19 protein-coding genes, 1 pseudogene and 1 riboswitch are annotated in these 20,410 nt (G+C 69.8%); of the genes and pseudogenes, 11 read left to right on the top strand and 9 right to left on the bottom strand.

Annotation, left to right across the window (positions count from 1 at the left end):
- Positions 1-37: 37 nt before the first annotated feature.
- Positions 38-589, bottom strand: a complete 552-nt coding sequence (locus tag ACZ7CD_RS14015; protein ID WP_360385835.1) for a PadR family transcriptional regulator — start codon at positions 587-589, stop codon at positions 38-40.
- A gap of 54 nt (positions 590-643) precedes the next feature.
- On the opposite strand from ACZ7CD_RS14015, the gene metG reads away from it, so the two are divergent.
- From metG to ACZ7CD_RS13965, 10 genes are all read left to right on the top strand, one after another.
- Positions 644-2,437, top strand: coding sequence for a methionine--tRNA ligase (metG, locus tag ACZ7CD_RS14010; protein WP_470379002.1), 1,794 nt, complete (start codon positions 644-646; stop codon positions 2,435-2,437).
- A gap of 26 nt (positions 2,438-2,463) precedes the next feature.
- Positions 2,464-3,258 carry a TatD family hydrolase gene (locus ACZ7CD_RS14005; RefSeq protein ID WP_360385839.1) on the top strand — a complete coding sequence of 265 codons (795 nt, stop codon included), beginning with the start codon at positions 2,464-2,466 and terminating at the stop codon, positions 3,256-3,258.
- 301 nt (positions 3,259-3,559) lie between these two features.
- Entirely contained in the window at positions 3,560-4,969 is a 1,410-nt protein-coding gene (locus ACZ7CD_RS14000; RefSeq protein WP_360385841.1) for a transglycosylase family protein, read from the top strand.
- Positions 4,970-5,160: 191 nt separating this feature from the next.
- Entirely contained in the window at positions 5,161-5,982 is an 822-nt protein-coding gene (gene rsmA / locus ACZ7CD_RS13995; RefSeq protein ID WP_470379116.1) for a 16S rRNA (adenine(1518)-N(6)/adenine(1519)-N(6))-dimethyltransferase RsmA, read from the top strand.
- Between the two features lie 88 nt (positions 5,983-6,070).
- Positions 6,071-6,164, top strand: a riboswitch (SAM riboswitch).
- Positions 6,165-6,382: 218 nt separating this feature from the next.
- Positions 6,383-7,381 (top strand): methionine ABC transporter ATP-binding protein, encoded by a 999-nt coding sequence (locus ACZ7CD_RS13990; RefSeq protein ID WP_360385843.1) that lies wholly within the window; start codon positions 6,383-6,385, stop codon positions 7,379-7,381.
- On the top strand, positions 7,378-8,061 hold the full coding sequence (locus ACZ7CD_RS13985) for a methionine ABC transporter permease (protein WP_360385845.1): 684 nt from the start codon (positions 7,378-7,380) through the stop codon (positions 8,059-8,061). The genes ACZ7CD_RS13990 and ACZ7CD_RS13985 overlap by 4 nt, the downstream gene beginning before the upstream one ends.
- A gap of 28 nt (positions 8,062-8,089) precedes the next feature.
- Complete coding sequence (locus tag ACZ7CD_RS13980) at positions 8,090-8,890, top strand: MetQ/NlpA family ABC transporter substrate-binding protein (RefSeq protein ID WP_360385847.1); 801 nt, start codon at positions 8,090-8,092, stop codon at positions 8,888-8,890.
- Between the two features lie 57 nt (positions 8,891-8,947).
- Positions 8,948-9,910 (top strand): 4-(cytidine 5'-diphospho)-2-C-methyl-D-erythritol kinase, encoded by a 963-nt coding sequence (locus tag ACZ7CD_RS13975; RefSeq protein ID WP_360385849.1) that lies wholly within the window; start codon positions 8,948-8,950, stop codon positions 9,908-9,910.
- Positions 9,911-10,156: 246 nt separating this feature from the next.
- Positions 10,157-11,923: an ABC-F family ATP-binding cassette domain-containing protein gene (locus ACZ7CD_RS13970; RefSeq protein ID WP_470379001.1), complete on the top strand. Its 1,767-nt coding sequence runs from the start codon at positions 10,157-10,159 to the stop codon at positions 11,921-11,923.
- Positions 11,924-12,034: 111 nt separating this feature from the next.
- The gene (locus ACZ7CD_RS13965) at positions 12,035-12,442 is read left to right on the top strand and encodes a hypothetical protein (RefSeq protein ID WP_470379000.1); all 408 of its coding nucleotides are present in this window, start codon (positions 12,035-12,037) and stop codon (positions 12,440-12,442) included.
- A gap of 64 nt (positions 12,443-12,506) precedes the next feature.
- Here ACZ7CD_RS13965 and ACZ7CD_RS13960 read toward each other — a convergent pair whose 3' ends face one another.
- Both ACZ7CD_RS13960 and ACZ7CD_RS13955 read right to left on the bottom strand, forming a co-directional pair.
- A complete protein-coding gene (locus ACZ7CD_RS13960; RefSeq protein ID WP_470379115.1) occupies positions 12,507-13,676 on the bottom strand; it encodes a DivIVA domain-containing protein in 1,170 nt (389 codons plus the stop codon).
- Positions 13,677-13,682: 6 nt separating this feature from the next.
- Positions 13,683-13,787: pseudogene (locus ACZ7CD_RS13955) on the bottom strand (DivIVA domain-containing protein); the annotation flags it as partial.
- A 154-nt stretch (positions 13,788-13,941) separates the two neighbouring features.
- Between ACZ7CD_RS13955 and ACZ7CD_RS13950 the strand changes: the two are divergent.
- The gene (locus tag ACZ7CD_RS13950; RefSeq protein WP_458429445.1) at positions 13,942-15,555 is read left to right on the top strand and encodes a fatty acyl-AMP ligase; all 1,614 of its coding nucleotides are present in this window, start codon (positions 13,942-13,944) and stop codon (positions 15,553-15,555) included.
- On the opposite strand, the gene ACZ7CD_RS13945 is transcribed toward ACZ7CD_RS13950, so the two are convergent.
- The 6 genes from ACZ7CD_RS13945 to glmU form a co-directional block, all read right to left on the bottom strand.
- Entirely contained in the window at positions 15,552-15,866 is a 315-nt protein-coding gene (locus ACZ7CD_RS13945) for a hypothetical protein (protein ID WP_458429444.1), read from the bottom strand. The two genes, ACZ7CD_RS13950 and ACZ7CD_RS13945, sit on opposite strands and share 4 nt — an antisense overlap.
- 35 nt (positions 15,867-15,901) lie before the next feature.
- On the bottom strand, positions 15,902-16,480 hold the full coding sequence (pth, locus tag ACZ7CD_RS13940) for an aminoacyl-tRNA hydrolase (RefSeq protein WP_470378999.1): 579 nt from the start codon (positions 16,478-16,480) through the stop codon (positions 15,902-15,904).
- The gene (locus ACZ7CD_RS13935) at positions 16,470-16,976 is read right to left on the bottom strand and encodes a DivIVA domain-containing protein (protein WP_470374330.1); all 507 of its coding nucleotides are present in this window, start codon (positions 16,974-16,976) and stop codon (positions 16,470-16,472) included. Before ACZ7CD_RS13935 ends, pth begins: the two co-directional genes overlap by 11 nt.
- A gap of 62 nt (positions 16,977-17,038) precedes the next feature.
- On the bottom strand, positions 17,039-17,644 hold the full coding sequence (locus ACZ7CD_RS13930; RefSeq protein WP_360385863.1) for a 50S ribosomal protein L25/general stress protein Ctc: 606 nt from the start codon (positions 17,642-17,644) through the stop codon (positions 17,039-17,041).
- A 299-nt stretch (positions 17,645-17,943) separates the two neighbouring features.
- Positions 17,944-18,915 carry a ribose-phosphate diphosphokinase gene (locus ACZ7CD_RS13925; RefSeq protein WP_360386664.1) on the bottom strand — a complete coding sequence of 324 codons (972 nt, stop codon included), beginning with the start codon at positions 18,913-18,915 and terminating at the stop codon, positions 17,944-17,946.
- A gap of 14 nt (positions 18,916-18,929) precedes the next feature.
- Positions 18,930-20,399 carry a bifunctional UDP-N-acetylglucosamine diphosphorylase/glucosamine-1-phosphate N-acetyltransferase GlmU gene (gene glmU, locus ACZ7CD_RS13920; RefSeq protein ID WP_470378998.1) on the bottom strand — a complete coding sequence of 490 codons (1,470 nt, stop codon included), beginning with the start codon at positions 20,397-20,399 and terminating at the stop codon, positions 18,930-18,932.
- Positions 20,400-20,410 lie beyond the last annotated feature (11 nt).

The following is a 20,410-nucleotide window of genomic DNA, read 5'->3' as shown; positions in this document are numbered from 1 at the left end:
GTTTGACCAGAGGCTAGTCGGGACTATTCAAGTTTGACTAGTCCCGAAGTTCGTACGCACCGGCCTCCAGGCGTTCGATCAGCTCCCGAGTCCACCGGACCTGACCTTCGAGGTGGACGAGCCACAGTCGAAACAGCTCGCTGACGTGCGCCGGCTTGCCCATCTCCGGCATCGAGGTGATGCCGTGCCGGGTCGGGGTGAGCTGCCCCTCCAGGCCTGCGAGGCGGTTCTTCAGCAGCACGACGGCCTGCTTGCGCGGGACGAGGGTGAGCATCGCGACGCCCGCGGACACCTCGTCGTTGCCGGCGGCCGGGTTCGCGAGCGCGTGCGCGAGGAGGTCGTCCAGCTCGTGCTCACCGGACGGCGTGATCCGGTAGGAGGTGCGGGCGGGGCCCTCGCGGGACTCGGTGCCGACCGGTTCCAGCAGTCCGTCCTTGGCCAGCGACTTCAGCGCGTGGTAGATCGAACCTGGCTGCACGTTCGCCCAAGACTCCGCCGACCACGACTGCAGCTCACGGCGCACCTGGTAGCCGTGCGCCTCGCCGACGAGCTTGACCACGCCGAGCACCAGCATCCTGGTCGCGGACAAACCGACCTCCCATGCAGTGAAAAGCGGCTGGCACCGCCTCCGTAGGCTATGCACATGAGTGCCTCCGTACTGACCGCGGTGGCCTGGCCTTATGCCAACGGCCCCAGGCACATCGGTCACGTCTCCGGTTTCGGTGTCCCGTCCGACGTCTTCTCCCGCTACATGCGAATGTCCGGACACCGGGTGCTCATGGTCAGCGGCACGGACGAGCACGGCACGCCCATCCAGGTGCAGGCCGAGAAGGAGGGCCTGACGGCCCGCGAGCTCGCCGACAAGTACAACCGCGTCATCGCCTCTGACCTGCAGGGCCTCGGCCTGTCCTACGACCTCTTCACCCGCACCACCACCGGCAACCACTACCAGGTGGTGCAGGACCTGTTCTCCGCGCTGTGGAAGAACGGCTACGTCATCCCCAAGGTCGAGATGGGCGCCATCAGCCCGTCGACCGGCCGGACGCTGCCCGACCGCTTCATCGAGGGCACCTGCCCGATCTGCGGCTACGACGGCGCGCGCGGCGACCAGTGCGACAACTGCGGCAACCAGCTCGACCCGATCGACCTGAAGAACCCGCGCTCGCGGATCAACGGCGAGACGCCGAAGTTCGTCGAGACCGAGCACCTGTTCCTCGACCTGCCCTCGTTCATCGAGTCGCTGGGCTCGTGGATGGGCACGCGGTCCGAGTGGCGCCCGAACGTGCTCAAGTTCTCGCAGAACCTGATCAAGGACCTGCGGCCGCGCGCCATCACCCGCGACCTCGACTGGGGTGTGCCGATCCCGCTCGACGGGTGGAGCGACCAGCCGATGAAGCGGTTCTACGTGTGGTTCGACGCCGTCATCGGCTACCTGAGCGCGTCCGTCGAGTGGGCACGGCGCACTGGGAACCCCGACGCCTGGAAGGAGTTCTGGACCGGTGACGCCCAGGGCTACTACTTCATGGGCAAGGACAACATCGTCTTCCACTCGCTGATCTGGCCGTCGCTGCTGCTGGGCCAGAACGGCGCGGGCGACAAGGGCGGCGAGCCCGGCCGGTTCGGCACGCTGAACCTGCCGACCGAGGTCGTGTCGTCGGAGTACCTGACGATGAGCGGCTCGAAGTTCTCCACCTCGCGCGGCACCGTGATCTACGTCGGCGACTTCCTGAAGGAGTTCGGGCCGGACGCGCTGCGGTACTTCATCTCCGTCGCGGGTCCCGAGAACCAGGACACCGACTTCACCTGGGAGGAGTTCGTCCGCCGGACCAACTTCGAGCTGGCGAACGAGTGGGGCAACCTGGTCAACCGCTCGATCTCCATGGCGCACAAGAACGTCGGCGCCATCCCGAAGGCGACCGCGCTGACCGACGCCGATCACGAGCTGCTGCGCCAGTCGAAGGCGGCGTTCGACACGGTCGGCGCGCACCTGCGCCGCTCGCGGTTCAAGCAGGCCTCCGGCGAGGCCATGCGCGTGATCTCGCTGGCGAACAAGTACCTGTCCGACCAGGAACCGTGGAAGCTCAAGGACGACCCGGACCGCCGCGACTCCGTGCTGCACACGGCGTTGCAGGTCGTGCAGGACGCGAACACGCTCATGACGCCGTTCCTGCCGCACTCGGCGCAGCAGGTGCACGAGGCGCTGGGCGGCACGGGCGTGTGGGCCGCGCAGCCGTCGATGGACGAGGTCAGCGACCTCGACGTGCCCGACCGCTCGTACCCGGTGCTGACCGGTGACTACGCGGGCGAGCAGGCGAAGTGGGAGTCGACGCCGATCGAGGTCGGCCGGCCGCTGCAGAAGCCCTCGCCGCTGTTCGCGAAGCTCGACCCGAAGCTGGGCGAGACCGGGCCCGAGTGGGCCCCGATCGTCACCGACTAGTGGCGGAGAAGCGGGAACGACCGCCGGTGCCGGAAGCCCTTCCGGTGCCGGTGGTCGACGCCCACACCCACCTCGACGCGTGCGGTGCCGTCGACGCCGCCGACGTGGCCGTGCTGCTGGACCGGGCGGAGGCTGCCGGCGTCTCGCACGTGGTGACGGTCGCGGACGACCTGAAGTCCGCGCAGTGGGCCGCGGAGGCGTCCACCTGGGACCCGCGGGTCTACGCGGCCGTGGCGGTCCACCCGACCCGCACCGCCGCGTTCGGCGACGCGGAGAAGGCCGAGCTGGAGCGGCTGGCCCGGTTCGACCGCGTCGTGGCGATCGGCGAGACCGGTCTCGACTACTACTGGGACTACTCGCCGCCGGCCGCGCAGCAAGACGCTTTCCGTTGGCACATCGACCTTTCCAAGCGCGTCGGGAAGCCGTTGATGATCCACGACCGGGACGCGCACGAGGACGTCCTCAAGGTGCTCGACGCCGAGGGTGCACCGTCCACAGTGGTCTTCCACTGCTTCTCCGGTGACGCGGACTTCGCGCGCCGGTGCGTGGACGCGGGGTACGTGCTGTCGTTCGCGGGCCCGGTGACGTTCAAGAACTCCCGTGCCCTGCAGGAGGCGGCCCGGCTGGTGCCGCAGGATCAGCTGCTCGTCGAGACGGACGCGCCTTTCCTGACGCCCCACCCGTTCCGGGGGCGGCCGAACGAACCCTATTGTGTGAATTACACAGTTCGGGCCTTGGCCACCCTGCGTGGCGAAGATCTTTCTGAACTCGCTGCCGCCGTCACCCGTACTGCTCAACGAGTCTTCGGGCTTGGCCACTGAGATGCGACTTGAGACGAACGGAGCAAAGGGTTCCTACCTCTACGGGTGACTGAGGTCACAACATCGGTGGGGGTGTTTGCGCAACGTCGGCTGCCCCGTTACTGTCCCGTGACCGTGCCACCTGAACCGACCCTGTCGGTTCGGAGCACGCCCGCAGTCGGGGCGGGTCCCAAGCCGGAAGCGCGAAGCAGCGAGACCACGTAGGAGGAGTTGCCGGGAACCTTCGAGCTGCAACTCGAATGATCTTGTCAACGCCAACTGTGCGGTGGCCTCGGAGCTTCCGCAATGGAGGTATCGACCCTTGTCTGGTAGCGACAGAACTGCCGCTCCGTACGACTTCAACGAGGACACCGACTGGTTCACGCCGGTCGGGAACACCGCGGTCGCGGTGGCCGATCCCCACCCGAGCTTCCCCGCCGGTGCGCTGACGATCTCGCCCGCGGACGTGCTCGAGGTGCTCGGCCCTGACGCCGACGAGCTCCTCGCGACGGCGAACGTCGACGTCGACGAGCTGATCCGGCTCATCAACGCCGAGACGACGATCATGCCGCCCCTCGTCCTCCCCACGGAGGAAGAGGAGAAGGAGGACCCGCAGCTCCTCGTCACGGCCGTCTCGTCCTGGAAGCGCCGCTTCCTCAAGGGTGCGGTCGCCGCGGTCCTGGTCTCCATCTCCGGCGGTGGCGTGACCGCGATGGCGATGGACAAGTCCGTGGCCGTGGACATCGACGGCATCACCTCGACCGTCCACTCCTACGAGGGCACGGTCGGCGAGGTCCTCGCGGAGGAGGGCATCAGGGTCGGCGAGCACGACGCGCTGTCCCCGTCGCTCAACGCCCCGATCTCCGACGGCGGCAAGATCACCCTCGACCGCGGCCGCCTGCTCAAGATGAGCGTCGACGGCCAGTCCCGTGAGGACTGGGTCCGCTCGGTCACCGTCGAGGAGGCCGCCAAGCAGCTCGGCGTCCCGGTCGACGGCTCGTGGTTCTCCGCGCCCACCGGCTCCGAGGTCCCCCTCGACGGCATGAACCTCGAGGTGAAGACCCGCAAGGTCGTCAAGCTCTTCGACGGCGCGAACCCGGTCCGCGAGGTCCAGACCACCGCCGTCACCGTCGACGAGCTGCTGAAGAGCGAGAACCTCACCCTCGGTCCCGAGGACGCGGTCCAGGCCGGCACCGACGTGCGCCTGGCCTCCGGCGCCGAGGTCTACATCTCCCGCACCGGCGTCACGGTCATCAACGTGAACGAGCCGGTCGCCCCGCCCGTCGAGAAGACCAACGACCCGACCCTGAACCAGGGTCAGCAGAAGGTCCTGGAGCCCGGCGAGGCCGGCGAGCAGATCTCCACCTACCGCGTGACGGTGAAGAACGGCAAGGAGATCAACCGCGAGAAGATCGGCGGCAAGGTCACCAAGGAGCCGAAGCCGAAGAAGATCGCGGTCGGCACCAAGCCCCTCCCCGACGGCGAGGTGTGGGACCGCCTGGCCAAGTGCGAGGCCGGCGGCAACTGGGCCATCAACACCGGCAACGGCTACTACGGCGGCCTCCAGTTCAACGCGAGCACCTGGGCGGCCTACGGCGGCACCGCCTACGCGGCCCTGCCGCACCAGGCGACCCGCGAACAGCAGATCGCCATCGCCACCAAGCTCCGCGACGGCCGTGGCGGCACGTACTCCGCGTGGCCCGGCTGCCGCGCGAAGCTCGGCCTGCCGTAACCCCGCCTCCCCACCCATCCCTCCGCTCTGCTTGACCGCACGCGGGGACCTTTCGTACTCCAGGTGAGTACGAAAGCTCCCCGCGTGCACTCGTCGCAGCAGGGGGCGGGGGTCTTCGGTGGGTAACTTGAGGTCTTCGGTGGGCAACCTGAGGTCTTTGGTGGGTGACCTGAGACAATGCCCCGGTGAGCCTGTTGGGACCCGCCGAAGTCCGCCGTCTAGCCGAAGAGCTGGGCATCCGCCCGACCAAGAAGCTGGGCCAGAACTTCGTGCACGACCCCAACACGGTCCGCAAGATCGTCGCCGCCGCCGGTCTGACCGACGAGGACGTCGTCCTGGAGGTCGGCCCCGGCCTGGGCTCGCTGACCCTCGCGCTCCTCCCGGCGGCCGCTGAGGTGGTCGCGGTCGAGATCGACCCGCCGTTGGCGCACCGGCTGCCCCAGACGGTCCAGGAGCACGACCCGGCCAACGCCGGCAAGCTCCACGTGGTCCTCAAGGACGCCATGAAAGTCACCCAAGAGGACCTGCCGGTGCAACCGACCGCGATCGTCGCCAACCTGCCGTACAACGTCGCGGTGCCCGTGGTGCTGCACCTCCTGCACGAGCTGCCGAGCCTGCGCAAGGGGCTCGTCATGGTCCAGGCGGAGGTCGCCGACCGGATGGCGGCGAAGCCCGGCAGCAAGGTCTACGGGGTGCCCAGCGTGAAGCTCGCCTGGTACGCCGACGCGCGCAAGGCGGGGTCGGTCGGGCGCAACGTCTTCTGGCCCGCGCCCAACGTCGACTCCGGGCTGGTTTCCTTCCAGCGCCACGAAAAGCTGTTGTCCACAGTGGATAAGAACAAGCTGTTCAAGATCGTCGACACGGCCTTCGCGCAACGCCGCAAGACCCTCAGGGCCGCCCTCAAGAGCTACACGCCGCACGTCGACGAACTGCTGGCCGAAGCGGGCATCGATCCCCAGGTCAGGGGCGAGCAGTTGAGCGTGATCGACTTTGTCCGGATCGCCGAGGTCTGATCCGGCGATCCTTCGGCCAACAGTGTGATCTGTCGAACGAATCCGAATCTGGCTTGCGCAACCGAACGTCCGTCCGGTTGACTGCTAACTGCCATCCGGAGCGACTGAGAGACCTGGCTCTACGACGTCGCAGCAACCACCCGCTGGATGCGGGCAGGTGCTAACGCCAGGACCGATGGAGGATCACGTGGGTACCTCGCGAATGCTGACGCGCCGTCGAGTCGTCGACCAGTGCCGTCGCACCGCTTCTGCATGTCGTCGCCACCTCGTCTAAGGCGCCTTCTCAAAGTCCTTTGACGCGCACTCGGTCGCTGAGTGGCGCACACACCTGAGCAGAACTTCGACCGCGCACCCCCGCACAACGGGAGCGTGCGCCGTCGCGCGCAGCCGTGGAGCAGAAGTGATCACTGTCGAAAACCTCACCAAGTCCTTCCAGGGTGTCAACGCGCTGAACGGCGTCACCCTCGACGTCCAAGCCGGCACCGTTCTCGGCGTCGTCGGCCCGAGCGGCGCCGGCAAGTCCACGCTGGCCCGCTGCGTCGCACTGCTGGAGCGCCCCGACTCGGGTGCGATCCGCGTCGACGGCACCGACATCACCTCGCTCGACGGCTCGGCGCTGCGTGCCGCCCGTCGGCAGATCGGCGTTGTGCCGCAAGGGGACTCGCTGCTGCGGCAGCGGACCGCGGCCGGCAACATCGCGTTGCCGCTGGAGTCCGCCGGCGTGCCGGGACCGCAGCGGCGCACCCGCGTGGGCGAGCTGCTGGACCTCGTCGGGCTCACCGACAAGGCCGCCGCCTACCCCGACCAGCTCTCCGGTGGGCAGCGCCAGCGCATTGCCGTTGCGCGCGCCCTCGCCGCGAACCCGTCCGTCCTGCTGGCCGACGAGCCCACCAGCGCACTCGACCCGGAGACCACCGGGTCCGTGCTGGCGGTGCTCGACCGTGCGCGCGCAGAGCTGGGTGTGACCGTCCTCGTCGTCACGCACGACATGGGTGTGGTCCGCAAGATCTGCGATGACGTCGCGGTCTTGGAGCAGGGCCAGGTCGTCGAGCACGGCAAGGTGCTCGACCTCGTCAACAACGCCGCCAGCCGCACGAGCTCCGCGCTGCTGCCCGCCGTCGACCTGAACCCGATCAACGAGAACGCCTACGACCGCGTCGCGGACGTCGTGCTCGTCGGGTTCGCCGCGGTCGGCGCGCTGCTGCCCGAGGCCGCGCACCGGTTCGGCGTCGAGCTGAACATCGTCGGTGGCGGGCTCACCCGCCTCGGCGAGACCCCCGTCGCGCGGTTCCGCCTCGGCCTGAACGGCGAGCGGTCCGACTCGGCGCTGGAGTGGATCGGTGAGGCCGGCGGCGCGGTTCAGAGGTCCCTGAAGGGGCCGCAGGGAGTAGCTGCGTGAGGTCTGCAACACCCTGGTCCGACGTGGTGAGCTACCTCGTCGAGGCCACCGGGGAGACGCTGTACATGGTCGGCGTCTCCACCGTGATCGCCACAGTTCTCGGAGTTCCCGTCGGGGTCTGGCTGCAGCTCACCGCCAAGGGCGGGCTGCGGCCGAACGCCGCGGTGCACAGGGCCCTCAGCTTCGTCACCGACCTGGGCCGCTCGATGCCGTTCATCGTGCTGCTCGTCGCCCTCACGTCCGTGACCCGCCTGATCGTCGGCGGGTCCATCGGCAGCACGGCGGTCATCGTGCCGCTGGCCGTGGGAGCGATCCCATTCGTCGGGCGGCTCGTGCAGAACATCCTGTCCGAGGTGCACGTGACCGTGGTCGAGGCCGCGATCACGACCGGTGCCTCGACGCTCAGGATCGTGCGCAGCGTGCTCATCCGCGAGTCGTTGCCGGCGCTCATCAACGCCATCGGCGTCACGGTCATCGCCCTCATCGGCTACTCGGCCATGGCGGGCGTGATCGGCGGCGGTGGCCTCGGCGACCTGGCCATCCGCGAGGGCTACCAGCGCTTCAACGACCGGATCCTGTGGAGCACCGTGGCGTGGCTCGCCGTGCTCACCACCGTGATCCAGTTCGGCTTCACCCGTGCCGCCCGTGCGTCGGACCGACGCCGGCACGCCTCCGTCTGACCCAGTAGCAATTCTCAAAAGGAACGTCATGCGCATTCGTGCTGCCCTCATCGCTGCCGCTTTGACCGGTTTGACCGCTCTGTCCGCCTGCTCGTCCGGTGGTTCGTCCGCTTCGGACACGCTGAAGGTCGGCGTCTCGCCGGTCCCGCACGCGCAGATCCTCAAGTACGTCGCCGACAACCTCGCGGCGTCCAAGGGCCTGAAGATCGAGGTCGTCGAGTTCACCGACTACGTCCAGCCGAACACGGCACTGGTCGACGGCTCGCTCGACGCCAACTACTTCCAGACCGTCCCGTACCTGGCGACGTTCACGAAGGAGAGCGGCGCGAAGGTCGAGTGGGTCGAGGGCGTGCACGTCGAGCCGCTGGGCCTGTACTCCAAGAAGGTCAAGAAGGTCGACGAGCTGCCGCAGAACGCCAAGGTCGCGGTCGCCAACGACGCCACCAACGAGGCCCGCGGCCTGAAGCTGCTGGAGGCCAACGGCCTGATCAAGCTCAAGGCCGTGGACCAGCCGACCGTCCGCGACGTCGCGGAGAACCCGAAGAACCTGCAGTTCGTGCCCCTGGAGGCGGCCCAGCTGCCGCGCTCGCTGGAGGACACCGACGCCGCGGTGATCAACGGCAACTACGCCATCGACGCGCAGCTCAAGCCCGCCACCGACGCGCTGGTGCTGGAGAAGGCCGAGGGCAACCCCAACGCCAACGGCCTCGTCACCCGCAGCGAGCTCAAGGACGACAAGCGGATCAGGGACCTCGCCGAGCTGCTGGCGTCGCAGCAGGTCAAGGACTACATCAAGCAGACCTTCAACGGCTCCGTCATCCCGGTCTGAGGCCCGTGGTGACCGGGGGAGGAGTCCGCACACGCCGATCGCCCGTAGGCTGACGAGGTGCTCGCTGTCGTTCCCCCTCCGGTCACGGTCCGCGTCCCGGCCAAGGTCAACCTGCACCTGGCCGTCGGCGACGTGCGACCGGACGGCTACCACGACCTGGTGACCATCTTCCAGGCGCTGTCCCTGGCCGACGAGGTCACCGTCGCCGTCGCGGACGAGCCCGGCGTCGAGGTCCACGGCGAGGGCGCCGACCAGGTGCCCACCGGTGCCGGCAACCTCGCCTGGCGTGCCGTGCGGCTGCTCGCCGCCCACGTCGGCAAGGACCCGGACGACCCCAAGGTCCGCGTCGTGATCCGCAAGGCCATCCCCGTCGCCGGCGGCATGGCCGGTGGCAGCGCGGACGCCGCGGCCACCCTGGTCGGCCTGGCCGCGCTGTGGCGGCTGGAGATCAGCCGCGACGAGCTGGCCGAGCTGGCCGCGAAGCTCGGCGCCGACGTCCCGTTCTGCCTCTACGGCGGCACCGCGCTGGGCACCGGCCGCGGCGAGCGGATCGTGCCGGTGCTGGCCCGCCACCAGTTCCACTGGGTGCTGGCGTTCGACCGGCGCGGACTGTCCACGCCGGACGTGTTCGACGAGCTCGACCGGCTGCGCACCGAGGGCGACCCGCCCCGCGTCGGCGCGGTCGAGGCGGTGCTGGAGGGCCTGTCCTCCGGTGACCCGCGCCAGCTCGCGCTGCTGCTGGGCAACGACCTGCAGGCCGCCGCCGTCTCGCTGCGGCCGAACCTGCGCCGCACGTTGCGCGCGGGCGTCGACGCGGGCGCGCTGGCCGGCATCGTGTCCGGTTCAGGCCCCACGACGGCGTTCCTGTGCGAGGACAACGACACGGCCGTGCGCGTCGCCGCCGAGCTCGCGGGCGCGGGTGTGTGCCGGACCGTGCGCGTCGCACAGGGCCCGGTGCCCGGTGCGCGGGTGATCACGACCGAGGAACCGAAGCCCACCCCTCCCGAGGTCCACGCCTGACCCCCGCCCTCCGTTTTCCGCATCTCGGAACTCACGCGGGGAGCTTTCGTACCCTCTACGAGTACGCAAGCTCTCCGCGTGCACTTCGGGGGTACGCAAGCTCCCCGCGTGCACTTCGAGGGTACGTAGGGTCCCCGCGTGCACCTAGGGGGTTACGTGGGGTCCCCGCGTGCGGTCGGGGAGCGGGGGCGTTGGCGGTGCTGGGTAGCCTTCACCGGGCAGTTTCTTACGAGTCGTGAGGTTTTGATGGCCAACCTGGTCAACCTGGAGTCCGTGTCGAAGTCGTTCAGCGTCCGGCCGCTGCTCGACGGCGTGTCGCTCGGCGTCAACGAGGGCGACCGCATCGGCGTCGTCGGCCTGAACGGCGGCGGCAAGACGACGCTGCTCGAGGTGCTGGCCGGGGTCGAACCCGCCGACGACGGCCGGGTGTCGCGCTCGCGCGACCTGCGGATGGCGGTCGTGACGCAGCGGACCGAGCTGCCGGAGGGGTCGACCGTGCGCAACGCGGTCATCGACCCGCTCGGCTTCGACGCCGAGCACGAGTGGGCCTCCGACGCGCGTGTTCGGTCCATTTTGGACGGACTCGGGATCACGGCGCTGGGCCTGGACTCCGTGGTGTCCACGATGTCCGGTGGCGAACGGCGCCGGGTCGCGCTCGCGACCGCGTTGATCCAGGACCTCGAGCTGCTCGTGCTGGACGAGCCCACCAACCACCTCGACGTCGAGGGTGTGCGGTGGCTCGCCGAGCACCTGCTGGCCCGTAAGTGCGCGCTCGTCGTCGTCACCCACGACCGGTGGTTCCTCGACACCGTCTGCAACCGCACGTGGGAAGTGGTGCAGGGCAAGGTCGAGCAGTACGAGGGCGGGTACGCCGACTGGATCTTCGCGCGCGCCGAGCGGCAGCGGCTCGCGGACGCGGCCGAGGAGAAGCGGCAGAACCTGGCCCGCAAGGAGCTCGCGTGGCTGCGCCGGGGCGCTCCCGCCCGCACGTCGAAGCCGCGCTACCGCATCGAAGCCGCCGAGGCGCTGATCGCGGACGTGCCGCCGGTGCGCGACACCGTCGAGCTCGTCGCGTTCGCGAAGAAGCGGCTGGGCCGCACGGTGGTCGAGGTCGAGGACGTCACACTGTCCATTCCGGACCGTGTGCTGGTGCGCGACCTGACGTGGCGGATCGGGCCCGGCGAGCGGATCGGCCTGGTCGGCGTCAACGGCTCCGGCAAGACGACGCTGCTGCGGCTGCTGGCCGGTGAGCGCGCACCCGAGACGGGCAAGCGGATCCAGGGTCAGACCGTGAAGATCGCGCACCTCTCCCAGGAGCTGCTCGACCTCAACGGGTCCATGCGCGTGCTGGAGGCGATCGAGGAGGTCGCACGCCGGGTCGTGCTCGGCAAGTACGAGATGTCCGCGTCCCAGCTGGGCGAGCGGTTCGGGTTCTCGTCGCAGAAGCAGTGGACGCCGGTGTCGGACCTGTCCGGTGGCGAGCGGCGGCGGTTGCAGCTGTGCCGGCTGCTGATGGCCGAACCGAACGTGCTGCTGCTCGACGAGCCGACCAACGACCTCGACATCGACACGTTGCAGCAGCTGGAGGACCTGCTCGACTCGTGGCCGGGCACCCTGGTCGTGATCTCGCACGACCGGTACCTCGTCGAGCGCGTGTGCGACAAGGTCGTGGCGCTGTTCGGCGACGGCGGCCTGACCGACCTGCCCGGCGGCATCGAGGAGTACCTGCGGCGCCGCGACTCGGTGCGCGACCGGCAGTCGGCCGCTCCCGCGGCGGAGAAGGCCCCGTCGAACGCCGCGGACCAGCGTGCCGCCCGCAAGGAGCTGGCCCGGCTGGAACGGCGGCTGGAGCAGCTGCACAAGAAGGAGGCTGAGCTGCACGCGGCGCTCGCCGAGGCGGCCACCGACCCCGACCGGCTGCTGAAGCTCGACGCCGAGCTGAAGTCCGTGCTGGCCGAGGAGTCCGACGTCGAGGCCGCCTGGATGGAAGCCGCCGAGGCCGTCGAGGGCTGACCCCAAACCGAACGGAATCCTTACGGGCGCTGCCGGAGGCTCGCCAGCCGGTCCCGCACGGCACCAGACTCACCGGTGATCCACTGCGAACGGATGGAGAGTGCGGATCCCATGGGTGTGAAGGTGTTGTGGAGCAGGCGGATCGTCGCGGCGGCCAGTGCGCTGGCGGCGACCGGGGCGTTGACCCTGGGCGGTGCCGGCACCGCCGCGGCGGCCGACACGCTGCGCTACAGCGTGTGCATCAGCAAGGGCAGCAGCGCCAGGGCCCAGATCGTGTTCCTCGGGTCGCACGGCGCGTCGGGTGAGGCGGCTCCCGGGTACTGCGCGTCGGTCGACAAGGGACGCGGCCTGCTGTTCAAGGTCAGGACGCGGACGTTGTCCGGCCAGTGGAAGGAAGACGGCAAGTTCTACAGCTCGGCCGACAAGCACCCGTGCGTGACGGCTTGGAGCCGCAACGGCGGCACGGACACCGCGTACGGCATCAGCTACTTCTCCTCGCCCAACTCCCTGTGCGGCTGAGGGCATCTGCAAGTACCACCAACTCGCAGTTGGCAGTACTTGCAGACGCCGGCAGCAACAGGGGTCAGCGGCCGCGGCGGCGCAGTTCGTCGGCCAGCTGGGGCAGCAGCTCGTCGATGAACGACGTGTCGTAGCCCTGACCGGTCAGCAGCGCGTAGCTGAAGCGGGTCTTCACGACCTCCTCGGAGGTCGCCCCCAGCATGCCGTCGAGCGCGACGCCGATCTCCTCCAGCATCCGGTCGACCTGCGCGGTGCGGTAGCCGCGCTGGCCGGACGCCGCCTGCGGGATGCGCAGCTGGCGCAGGTCCTTCCACGACTTCACCTGCGGCATGCTGCGCACCGGCCCGGAGAGCTGCTGCTCGATCTGGGCGAGGAACGCGTCCACCTCGGTCTCGTCGTACCCGCGGCGGCCGATCAGCGGACGGGAGAAGCGGACGTCGCGGACGTCCTTGCCCGTCAGGTTGTCCTGCCCCAGCAGGGTCGCCTCGATGCGGTCGAGGAAAGCGTCCACCTGGGACTCCTGGTAACCGCGGCGGCCACGGGGAGGGCGGTGGAACGCGACGTTGCGGATGTCCTTCGCGGTGAGCTTCCCGTCCGCAACGGCCTCGGGGCGCGCTGAGGCGGGCAGTGCGGCCTGCGGCTGCACCGGCGGGGGCAGCTGCGGACGTGGTGCCGCCGGGGGCTTCGGTGCGGGCTGCTGCCGCGGCGGCGGTCCCTGGCGCAGCGGGCGCTGCTGCGGCAGCCGCGCCGTCGGAGGGGCCGCGGGTGCGGGCGGGGGAGCGGTCTCGAACATGAGCACGACCAGGTCGAGGAAGGTGTCGACGTCCTCGGAGTCGTAGCCGAACGTGCCGGGAGCGGTCTCACCGAACACCGCGTCCTGCACCTGCTGGGCGGTCAAGTTGTCCTCGCCGCGCAGGGTGGCCTCGATGCGGTCGAGGAACGCGTCGATCTGGCCCTCGTGGTACCCGCGGGTTCCCGGTCTGGGCTTGTGGAAGCGCACGGCGGCAACGTCGTCGGGGGACAGTCGCACCGCGGGCCTGAGCGCCTGCGACGTGGCGTGCGCGCCCTGGGCCGGTGCGGCGGCCTGCTGGCGTTGCGGAGTGGACCGCAGCGTGTCCGCCACCAGCTCCATGAACACGTTGACCTCGTTCACGTCATAACCCGGATCACGGGTCGCCGTGCGGAACCTGACGTTCAGCACGTCCTCGCGCGTGAGGATGTCCTTGCTGCGCATGGTGTCCTCAACCCGGTCGAGAAATGCGTCCACCTCAGCTGCGTCGTAGCCGCGCCGCCCCTGCGGGGGGCGGTGGAACGCGACGAGCGCCACGTCCTGCGCGGAGAGCAGAGGTGCCGGATGCGCGGGCAGACGATGCTGCGCTCCGGGGCCGCCCCGATCCACCAATGACCTCCTCCTGCGTACCTGTACTCGGGAGTATCGCGTTTCGCGTGGCACAACGTTTCGCCCTGATGGACCAAAGGCCGCCACTACGATCACGAACATGAGTCAGTTCGTGGATGTGATGCTGGCGACGGCCGCAAACGGCAGGGACAGGGGCATGACGACGGGGGAACCCGCCGCGCCCGTCCGCCGGACCTGGGCCGAGGTGCACGAACGCGCCCGGCGGGTGGCCGGTGCGCTCGACGTGGCGCCGGGCACCGCGATCGCAGTGCTCGCCGCCGAACCCGCCGCCATCGCCCCGGCCGTGCAGGCCGCGTGGCTGTGCGGCGGCAGCGTCACGATGTTGCATCAACCCACACCGCGCACCGACCTGGCCGAGTGGGCCGAGGACACGGTGCGGGTGCTCGCCATGATCGACTCGCGGCTGGTGCTGCTCGGCAGCCCGTTCGACGCGCTGGCCCCCGTGCTGGAGCAGCACGGGATCGCCTACCGGAAGCTGTCCGAGCTCGACGGCGAGCCGATCGAAAACCCTGTTCCCACCCCCGAGGATGCCACCGCACTGCTGCAGTTGACCAGTGGTTCCACGGCCGACCCGAAGGCCGTGCGGATCACCCACCGCAACCTCATGTCGAACGCGCTCGGAATGCGCGAGGCAGCGGCGCTGGACCCCGAGTCCGACGTGATGGTGTCGTGGCTGCCGCTGTTCCACGACATGGGGATGGTCGGCTTCCTGACCGTGCCGATGCTGTTCGGCCTGGAGCTCGTGAAGGTCACGCCGGTCGACTTCTTGGCCCGCCCCACCCTGTGGGCGGACCTCATCACCCGCCACCGGGGCACGATCACCGCCGCGCCGAACTTCGCCTACGCGATCGTGGCCCGCCGCCTGGCGTCCTCGTCCGACTCGTTCGACCTGTCGACCCTGCGCCTGGCGCTCAACGGCGCCGAGCCGATCGACCCGGCCGCCGTGAAGTCGTTCATCGACGCCGGTGCCCGCTTCGGCCTGCGCCCGGAGTCGATCCTCGCCGCCTACGGCATGGCCGAGACCACGCTGGGCGTCGCCTTCGCGCCGCTGGACACCGGCCTGGAAGTCGACGTCGTCGACGCCGACGAGCTGGAGGCCTCGCGCCAGGCCGTGCCGTCCGAGACGGGCCGCGCCTACCCGCTGCTGGGCCCGCCGCTGCCCGGCCTGGAACTGCGGGTCGTCACCGACACCGGTCAGGTCATGGGCCTGCGCGGCGTCGGCGAGATCCAGCTCCGCGGCGACGCCGTCACCCCCGGCTACCTGACCGTGGACGGTCCACTGGCGACGCAGGACGCCGAGGGCTGGCTGTCCACCGGCGACCTCGGCTACGTCGTCGAGGACGGCCAGGTCGTAGTCTGCGGCCGCCGCAAGGACGTCATCATCATGGGCGGCCGCAACATCTACCCCACCGACGTGGAACGCGCCGCGTGCTCCGTCGAGGGCGTGCGCGCGGGCAACGCGGTCGCCGTGCGGCTGGACGCCGGAACCCAGCGCGAACGCTTCGCCGTGGTCGTCGAGTCGAAGCTCGCCGGCGACGCGGACGCGGAGAAGGTGCTGGTCAAGGAGATCACGGCCCGCGTGGTCGACGCGGTCGGGTTGCGGCCGTTCTCCGTCGTGGTGCAGCCGCCGGGGACGTTGCCGAAGACGCCGTCGGGCAAGCTGCGGCGGTCCGCGGCGGCCGCACTGGTCTAGTAGAGGTCATCGAGTTCGTCGAGTCGCCTGCGCAGCTCCCGCGCGCTCGTGCGGGGGAGCGCGCAGGCGACGGCGTCGAGGAGGTCGCGGGCCCTGAACGGATCTTCTTCCGGGTAGTGGTCCCACTCCCACGGCGTCTCGTCCATCCACCGGTGCCGTGCCGGAGAGGCGAGCCAGCTGGTCCAGACGCGGAGCGCGAGCTCGACCGAGCCGGGGCCGAGGTAGTTGCGGGAGCGTTCGACGCGGCCCAGGTCGGCGAGGAGCCGGCCGGACAAGCCCTTGAGCACGTCGGGGCGGCGCTTACGCGGCATGGCCCTTTCGGTTGGTCATGCGCTCAGCGCACGGCTCAGTGGAAGGCGTTTTGCGCGGCTTCCAGGCCCTTCGAGATGAGGGCCTCCGTCGCGTCCGCCGCCCGGTCGATCTCCAGGGCGAGCTGCTTGCGTTCGACGGTGGAGAAGTCCTTCAGCACGTAGTCGGCGGGGTCCATGCGGCCCGGCGGGCGGTCCACGCCGAAGCGCACGCGGTGGTAGTCCTTGGTGCCCAACGACTTCGTGATGGAGCGGAGTCCGTTGTGGCCGTTGTCGCCGCCGCCGAGCTTCATCCTGACCGCGGCGAACGGGAGGTCGAGCTCGTCGTGGACGACGACGATCAGGTCCGGCTTGTAGAACTTGGCCGCGCTGGAGACGGGGCCGCCGGAGAGGTTCATGAAGCTGCGCGGCTTGGCGAGGACGACGCGGCGGCCGGACAGGCGGCCCTCGACGACCTCGGCGCCGGACTTGTGGGCCTTGAACTTGCCGCCGACGCGGGCGGCCAGCTCGTCGAGGACGAGGAAGCCGATGTTGTGGCGGTTGCCCTCGTACTTCGGGCCCGGGTTGCCCAGGCCGACGATCAGCGCGAGGCCGTCTCGGGCGAGCTCATCGTCCACGGAAGCGCAGCTCCTGCTCGATCTCGTCCAGCAACGTGTCCACGGCCTGCACCTGGTACCCGCGACCCAGCAGACCGGACGTGGTGCTGAACCGGGTGTTGCGGACCTCGGTGGAGGTCATCGCGCCCCTGCCGTCCAGGTTGGCCGCGGCACGGGCGAGGAAGGCGTCGACCTCGACGCGATCGTAGCCGGTGCTCGACCTGGGGATCTTGCGCGCCGTCAGGTCCGCGCCGGTGTTCAGGCCGGTCGGCGGCACGACGCCGTTGCGGACCTGGAACTCCAGCAGGTGCAGCAGCTCGTCCACGGCCTGCGGGTCGTAGCCGTTGGGCACCGCGGCGAACCGGACGGTCTGCACGTGCTCGGGGTTGAGGCGCATCCGGCCGGCCAGCGCGTCGGCGATGATCAGCAGGAACTCGTTCACCTGGCCGGGGTCGTAGCCCTGGCGCTTGCGGCGGAACGTGCGACCGCGGATCTCGGCCGGACTCAGGTACTGCAACGGCGCGCCTCCCCCCTCGTGAGGGGGTGGCGCGCCGTGTGTCCGGCCCGACGTGATGGGGCTCAGCTCTCCTCGGTGGCCTCGGCCGGGGTTGCAGCGGTGTCGTCGCCCTCCATCTGAGCCGCGGACGGCGCCTCGTTGACGGCGACGACGAGAGCGTCGGCGTCGGTGATCAGGGCGGCGCCTTCCGGCAGCGTCAGGTCGCTGGCGTGGATCTGCGTGCCCGCGGCGACGTCGGCGATCGACAGCTCGATCTGCTCCGGGATGTTCATCGCGTCGGACTCGATCTGGATCGTGCTGAGGTCCTGCGTCAGCAGCGTGCCCGAAGCGGGCTCGCCCGAGATGACCAGCGGCACCTCGACGGTGACCTTCTCGCCGCGCTGGACGAGCAGCAGGTCGACGTGCTCGATGTAGTTCTTGATGGGGTGCGTGGTGACGGTCTTCGTCAGCGCCAGCTCACTACCGCCGTCGAGGGCGAGGGTGAGGACGGCGTTCTGACCGTGCTCGCGGACGACACGGGCGAACTCGAGCGCCGGCAGGGCCAGGTGCTTCGGGTCGGAACCGTGGCCGTAGAGGACCGCGGGGATCTTGCCGGCGCGACGGGTACGGCGGGCGGCGCCCTTGCCGAATTCGGTGCGCTGCTCAGCGGCGAGACGAACCTCGGACACGGTGGGGTACTCCTTACAAGTCTGGCCTTGTACGTCGGGGCGGTGCACAAGTATCAGCGGTTGAGGCTTGGGGTGGTGGCCAGCGGCGGCGAGCAGCGCGGAAACGGTCAACACGCGCGGCATCAAGCCACCGCGTCGATCACGCCGAGCTGTGGAGCTCGCCCTCGCCGAGGCAACCCGACCAGTGTAGGTGAGTGGCGTCGACAGGCCTAATCGGGGGGTCCTCGCGAACGCACGCGGGGACCTTTCGTACTCCCAGACGGTACGAAAGGTCCCCGCGTGCGGTCAAAGAACGGAGGTCAGGCGTTGCCGTCGAACAGCGAGGTGACGGAGCCGTCCTCGAAGACCTCCTGGATCACGCGCGCGAGCAGCGGCGCGATGGACAGCACGGTCATGTTCGGGAACCGCTTCTCCGCCGGGATCGGCAGGGTGTCGGTGAACACGACCTCGCGGGCACCCGAGTCCTGCAGGCGCTGGGTGGCAGGGCCGGAGAGGATGCCGTGCGTCGCGGCGATGACCACGTCGGCGGCACCCTCGCTGAGCAGCTGCTTCACGGCGCCGGCGATGGTGCCGCCGGTGTCGACCATGTCGTCGATCACGATGCAGAGGCGGCCCTCGACCTTGCCGACCACGCGGTTCGAGACGACCTCGTTGGGTCGCAGCGGGTCGCGGGTCTTGTGGATGAACGCGATCGGCGCGCCGCCGAGCGTGTCCGCCCACTTCTCGGCCAGCTTGGTGCGGCCGGCGTCGGGGGAGACGACGGTGAGCTCGTGGCCCGCGTACTTGCCGCGGATGTGGTCCGCGAGCAGCGGCATGGCCCACAGGTGGTCGACCGGGCCGTCGAAGAAGCCCTGGATCTGGGCCGTGTGCAGGTCGACCGAGACGAGGCGGTCGGCGCCGGCGGTCTTGAACATGTCCGCGATGAGGCGGGCGGAGATGGGCTCGCGGCCGCGGTGCTTCTTGTCCTGCCTGCCGTAGGGGTAGTACGGCAGGATCACGGTGATGCGCTTGGCCGAGGCGCGCTTCAGGGCGTCGACCATGATCAGCTGTTCCATCAGCCACTGGTTGATGGGCGCGGTGTGCGACTGGATCACGAAGGCGTCGCAGCCGCGGACCGACTCCTCGAAGCGGACGAAGATCTCGCCGTTCGCGAAGTCGTAGGCCTGCTGCGGGGTCACGGTGACGTTGAGGTGCTTCGCGACCTCTTCCGTCAGCTCCGGGTAGGCACGCCCTCCGAAGAGCATCAGGTTCTTCTTCGGTGTGCCGGGCATCTGCGGGTTCACGGTCAGCGACCCTCCTCAGTCTTCTCGGAATTCTGCTGCGCGAGTGCCGCGGCAGCTGCCTGGGCGGCTGCCGTGCCCTCGCGCCGGCTGATGACCCAGCCTTCGAGGTTGCGCTGTGGGCCGCCGGACACGGCGAGCGCGCCCGGTGGGACGTTGCGGCGCAGGACCGTGCCCGCGCCGGTGTAAGCACCATCGCCCACCGTCACCGGCGCTACGAACATGTTGTCCGAGCCGGTGCGGCAGTGGGATCCGACGATCGTGCGGTGCTTGTTCACCCCGTCGTAGTTGACGGTTACCGATGCTGCACCGATGTTGCTGTGATCACCGATCGTGGCGTCACCGATGTAGGACAGGTGGGGGATCTTCGAACCCTCGCCGATCGTCGAGTTCTTCGTCTCGACGAACGTGCCGATCTTGCCCTTGACCCCCAGAGACGTGCCGGGGCGCAGGTAGGCGAACGGGCCGACGCTCGCGCGCTCGCCGATGACCGAGTCGCTGCCGTGCGTGCGCACGACCGACGCGCCGTCGCCCACCGTGACGCCGGACAGCGTGGTGTCCGGGCCGACCACGGCACCGGCGCCGATCACCGTGCCCGCGCGGAGCTGCACGTTCGGCTCGATCAGCGCGTCCTGGCCGATCCGCACGTCCGCGTCCACCCACGCCGAGGACGGGTCGACGAACGTGACGCCGGAGCGCAGGTGGCCCTCGACGATCCTGCGGTTCATCTCGGCGCCCACGGCGGCCAGCTGCACGCGGTCGTTGATGCCCTCGACCAGCCAGCGGTCGGACGCGACCAGCGCGCCGACCCGCAGGCCGTCGCCGCGGGCGATGCCGAGCACGTCGGTCAGGTACAGCTCGCCCTGGGCGTTGTCGGTCGACAGCCGCGACAGGCCGTCGCGCAGCACGGCGGCGTCGAACGCGTACACGCCCGAGTTGATCTCGGTGATCAGCCGCTCGGTCGCGGAGGCGTCCTTCTGCTCCACGATGCCCTGCACGGTCCCGTCGGGGTCGCGCACGATCCGGCCGTACCCGGTGGGGTCGTCCACCACGGCGGTCAGCACGGTCACGGCGTTGCCGGCGGCCGAGTGCTCGGCCAGCAGGGCCCTGAACGTCCCGGTGTCGAGCAGCGGGACGTCGCCGTAGCTCACGACCACGGTCCCGCCCAGGTCGTGGGGCAGCTCCGCCAGACCGCAGGAGACCGCGTGCCCGGTGCCCTTCTGCTCGGCCTGCACGGCGACGGTGACCTTGCGGCCCAGCGCGCCGGACAGCGCCTCCAGGTGCTCGGTGACCGCTTCACGGCCGTGTCCGACGACGACGGCCAGGTGGTCGGGGTCTGTGCCCGCCGCCGCACGCACCGCGTGTTCGACGAGAGACCGTCCGGCGATCCGGTGCAGCACCTTCGGCGTGGACGACCGCATGCGGGTGCCTTCCCCGGCGGCGAGCACGACCGTGCTGACAGGGCCTTCGAGCATCAATGCTCTCC

It is taken from the genome of Lentzea sp. NPDC036949, assembly GCF_055608075.1.
Note: the sequence above shows the minus strand (reverse complement) of the source record. Positions and strands in the feature narration are given on the sequence as shown.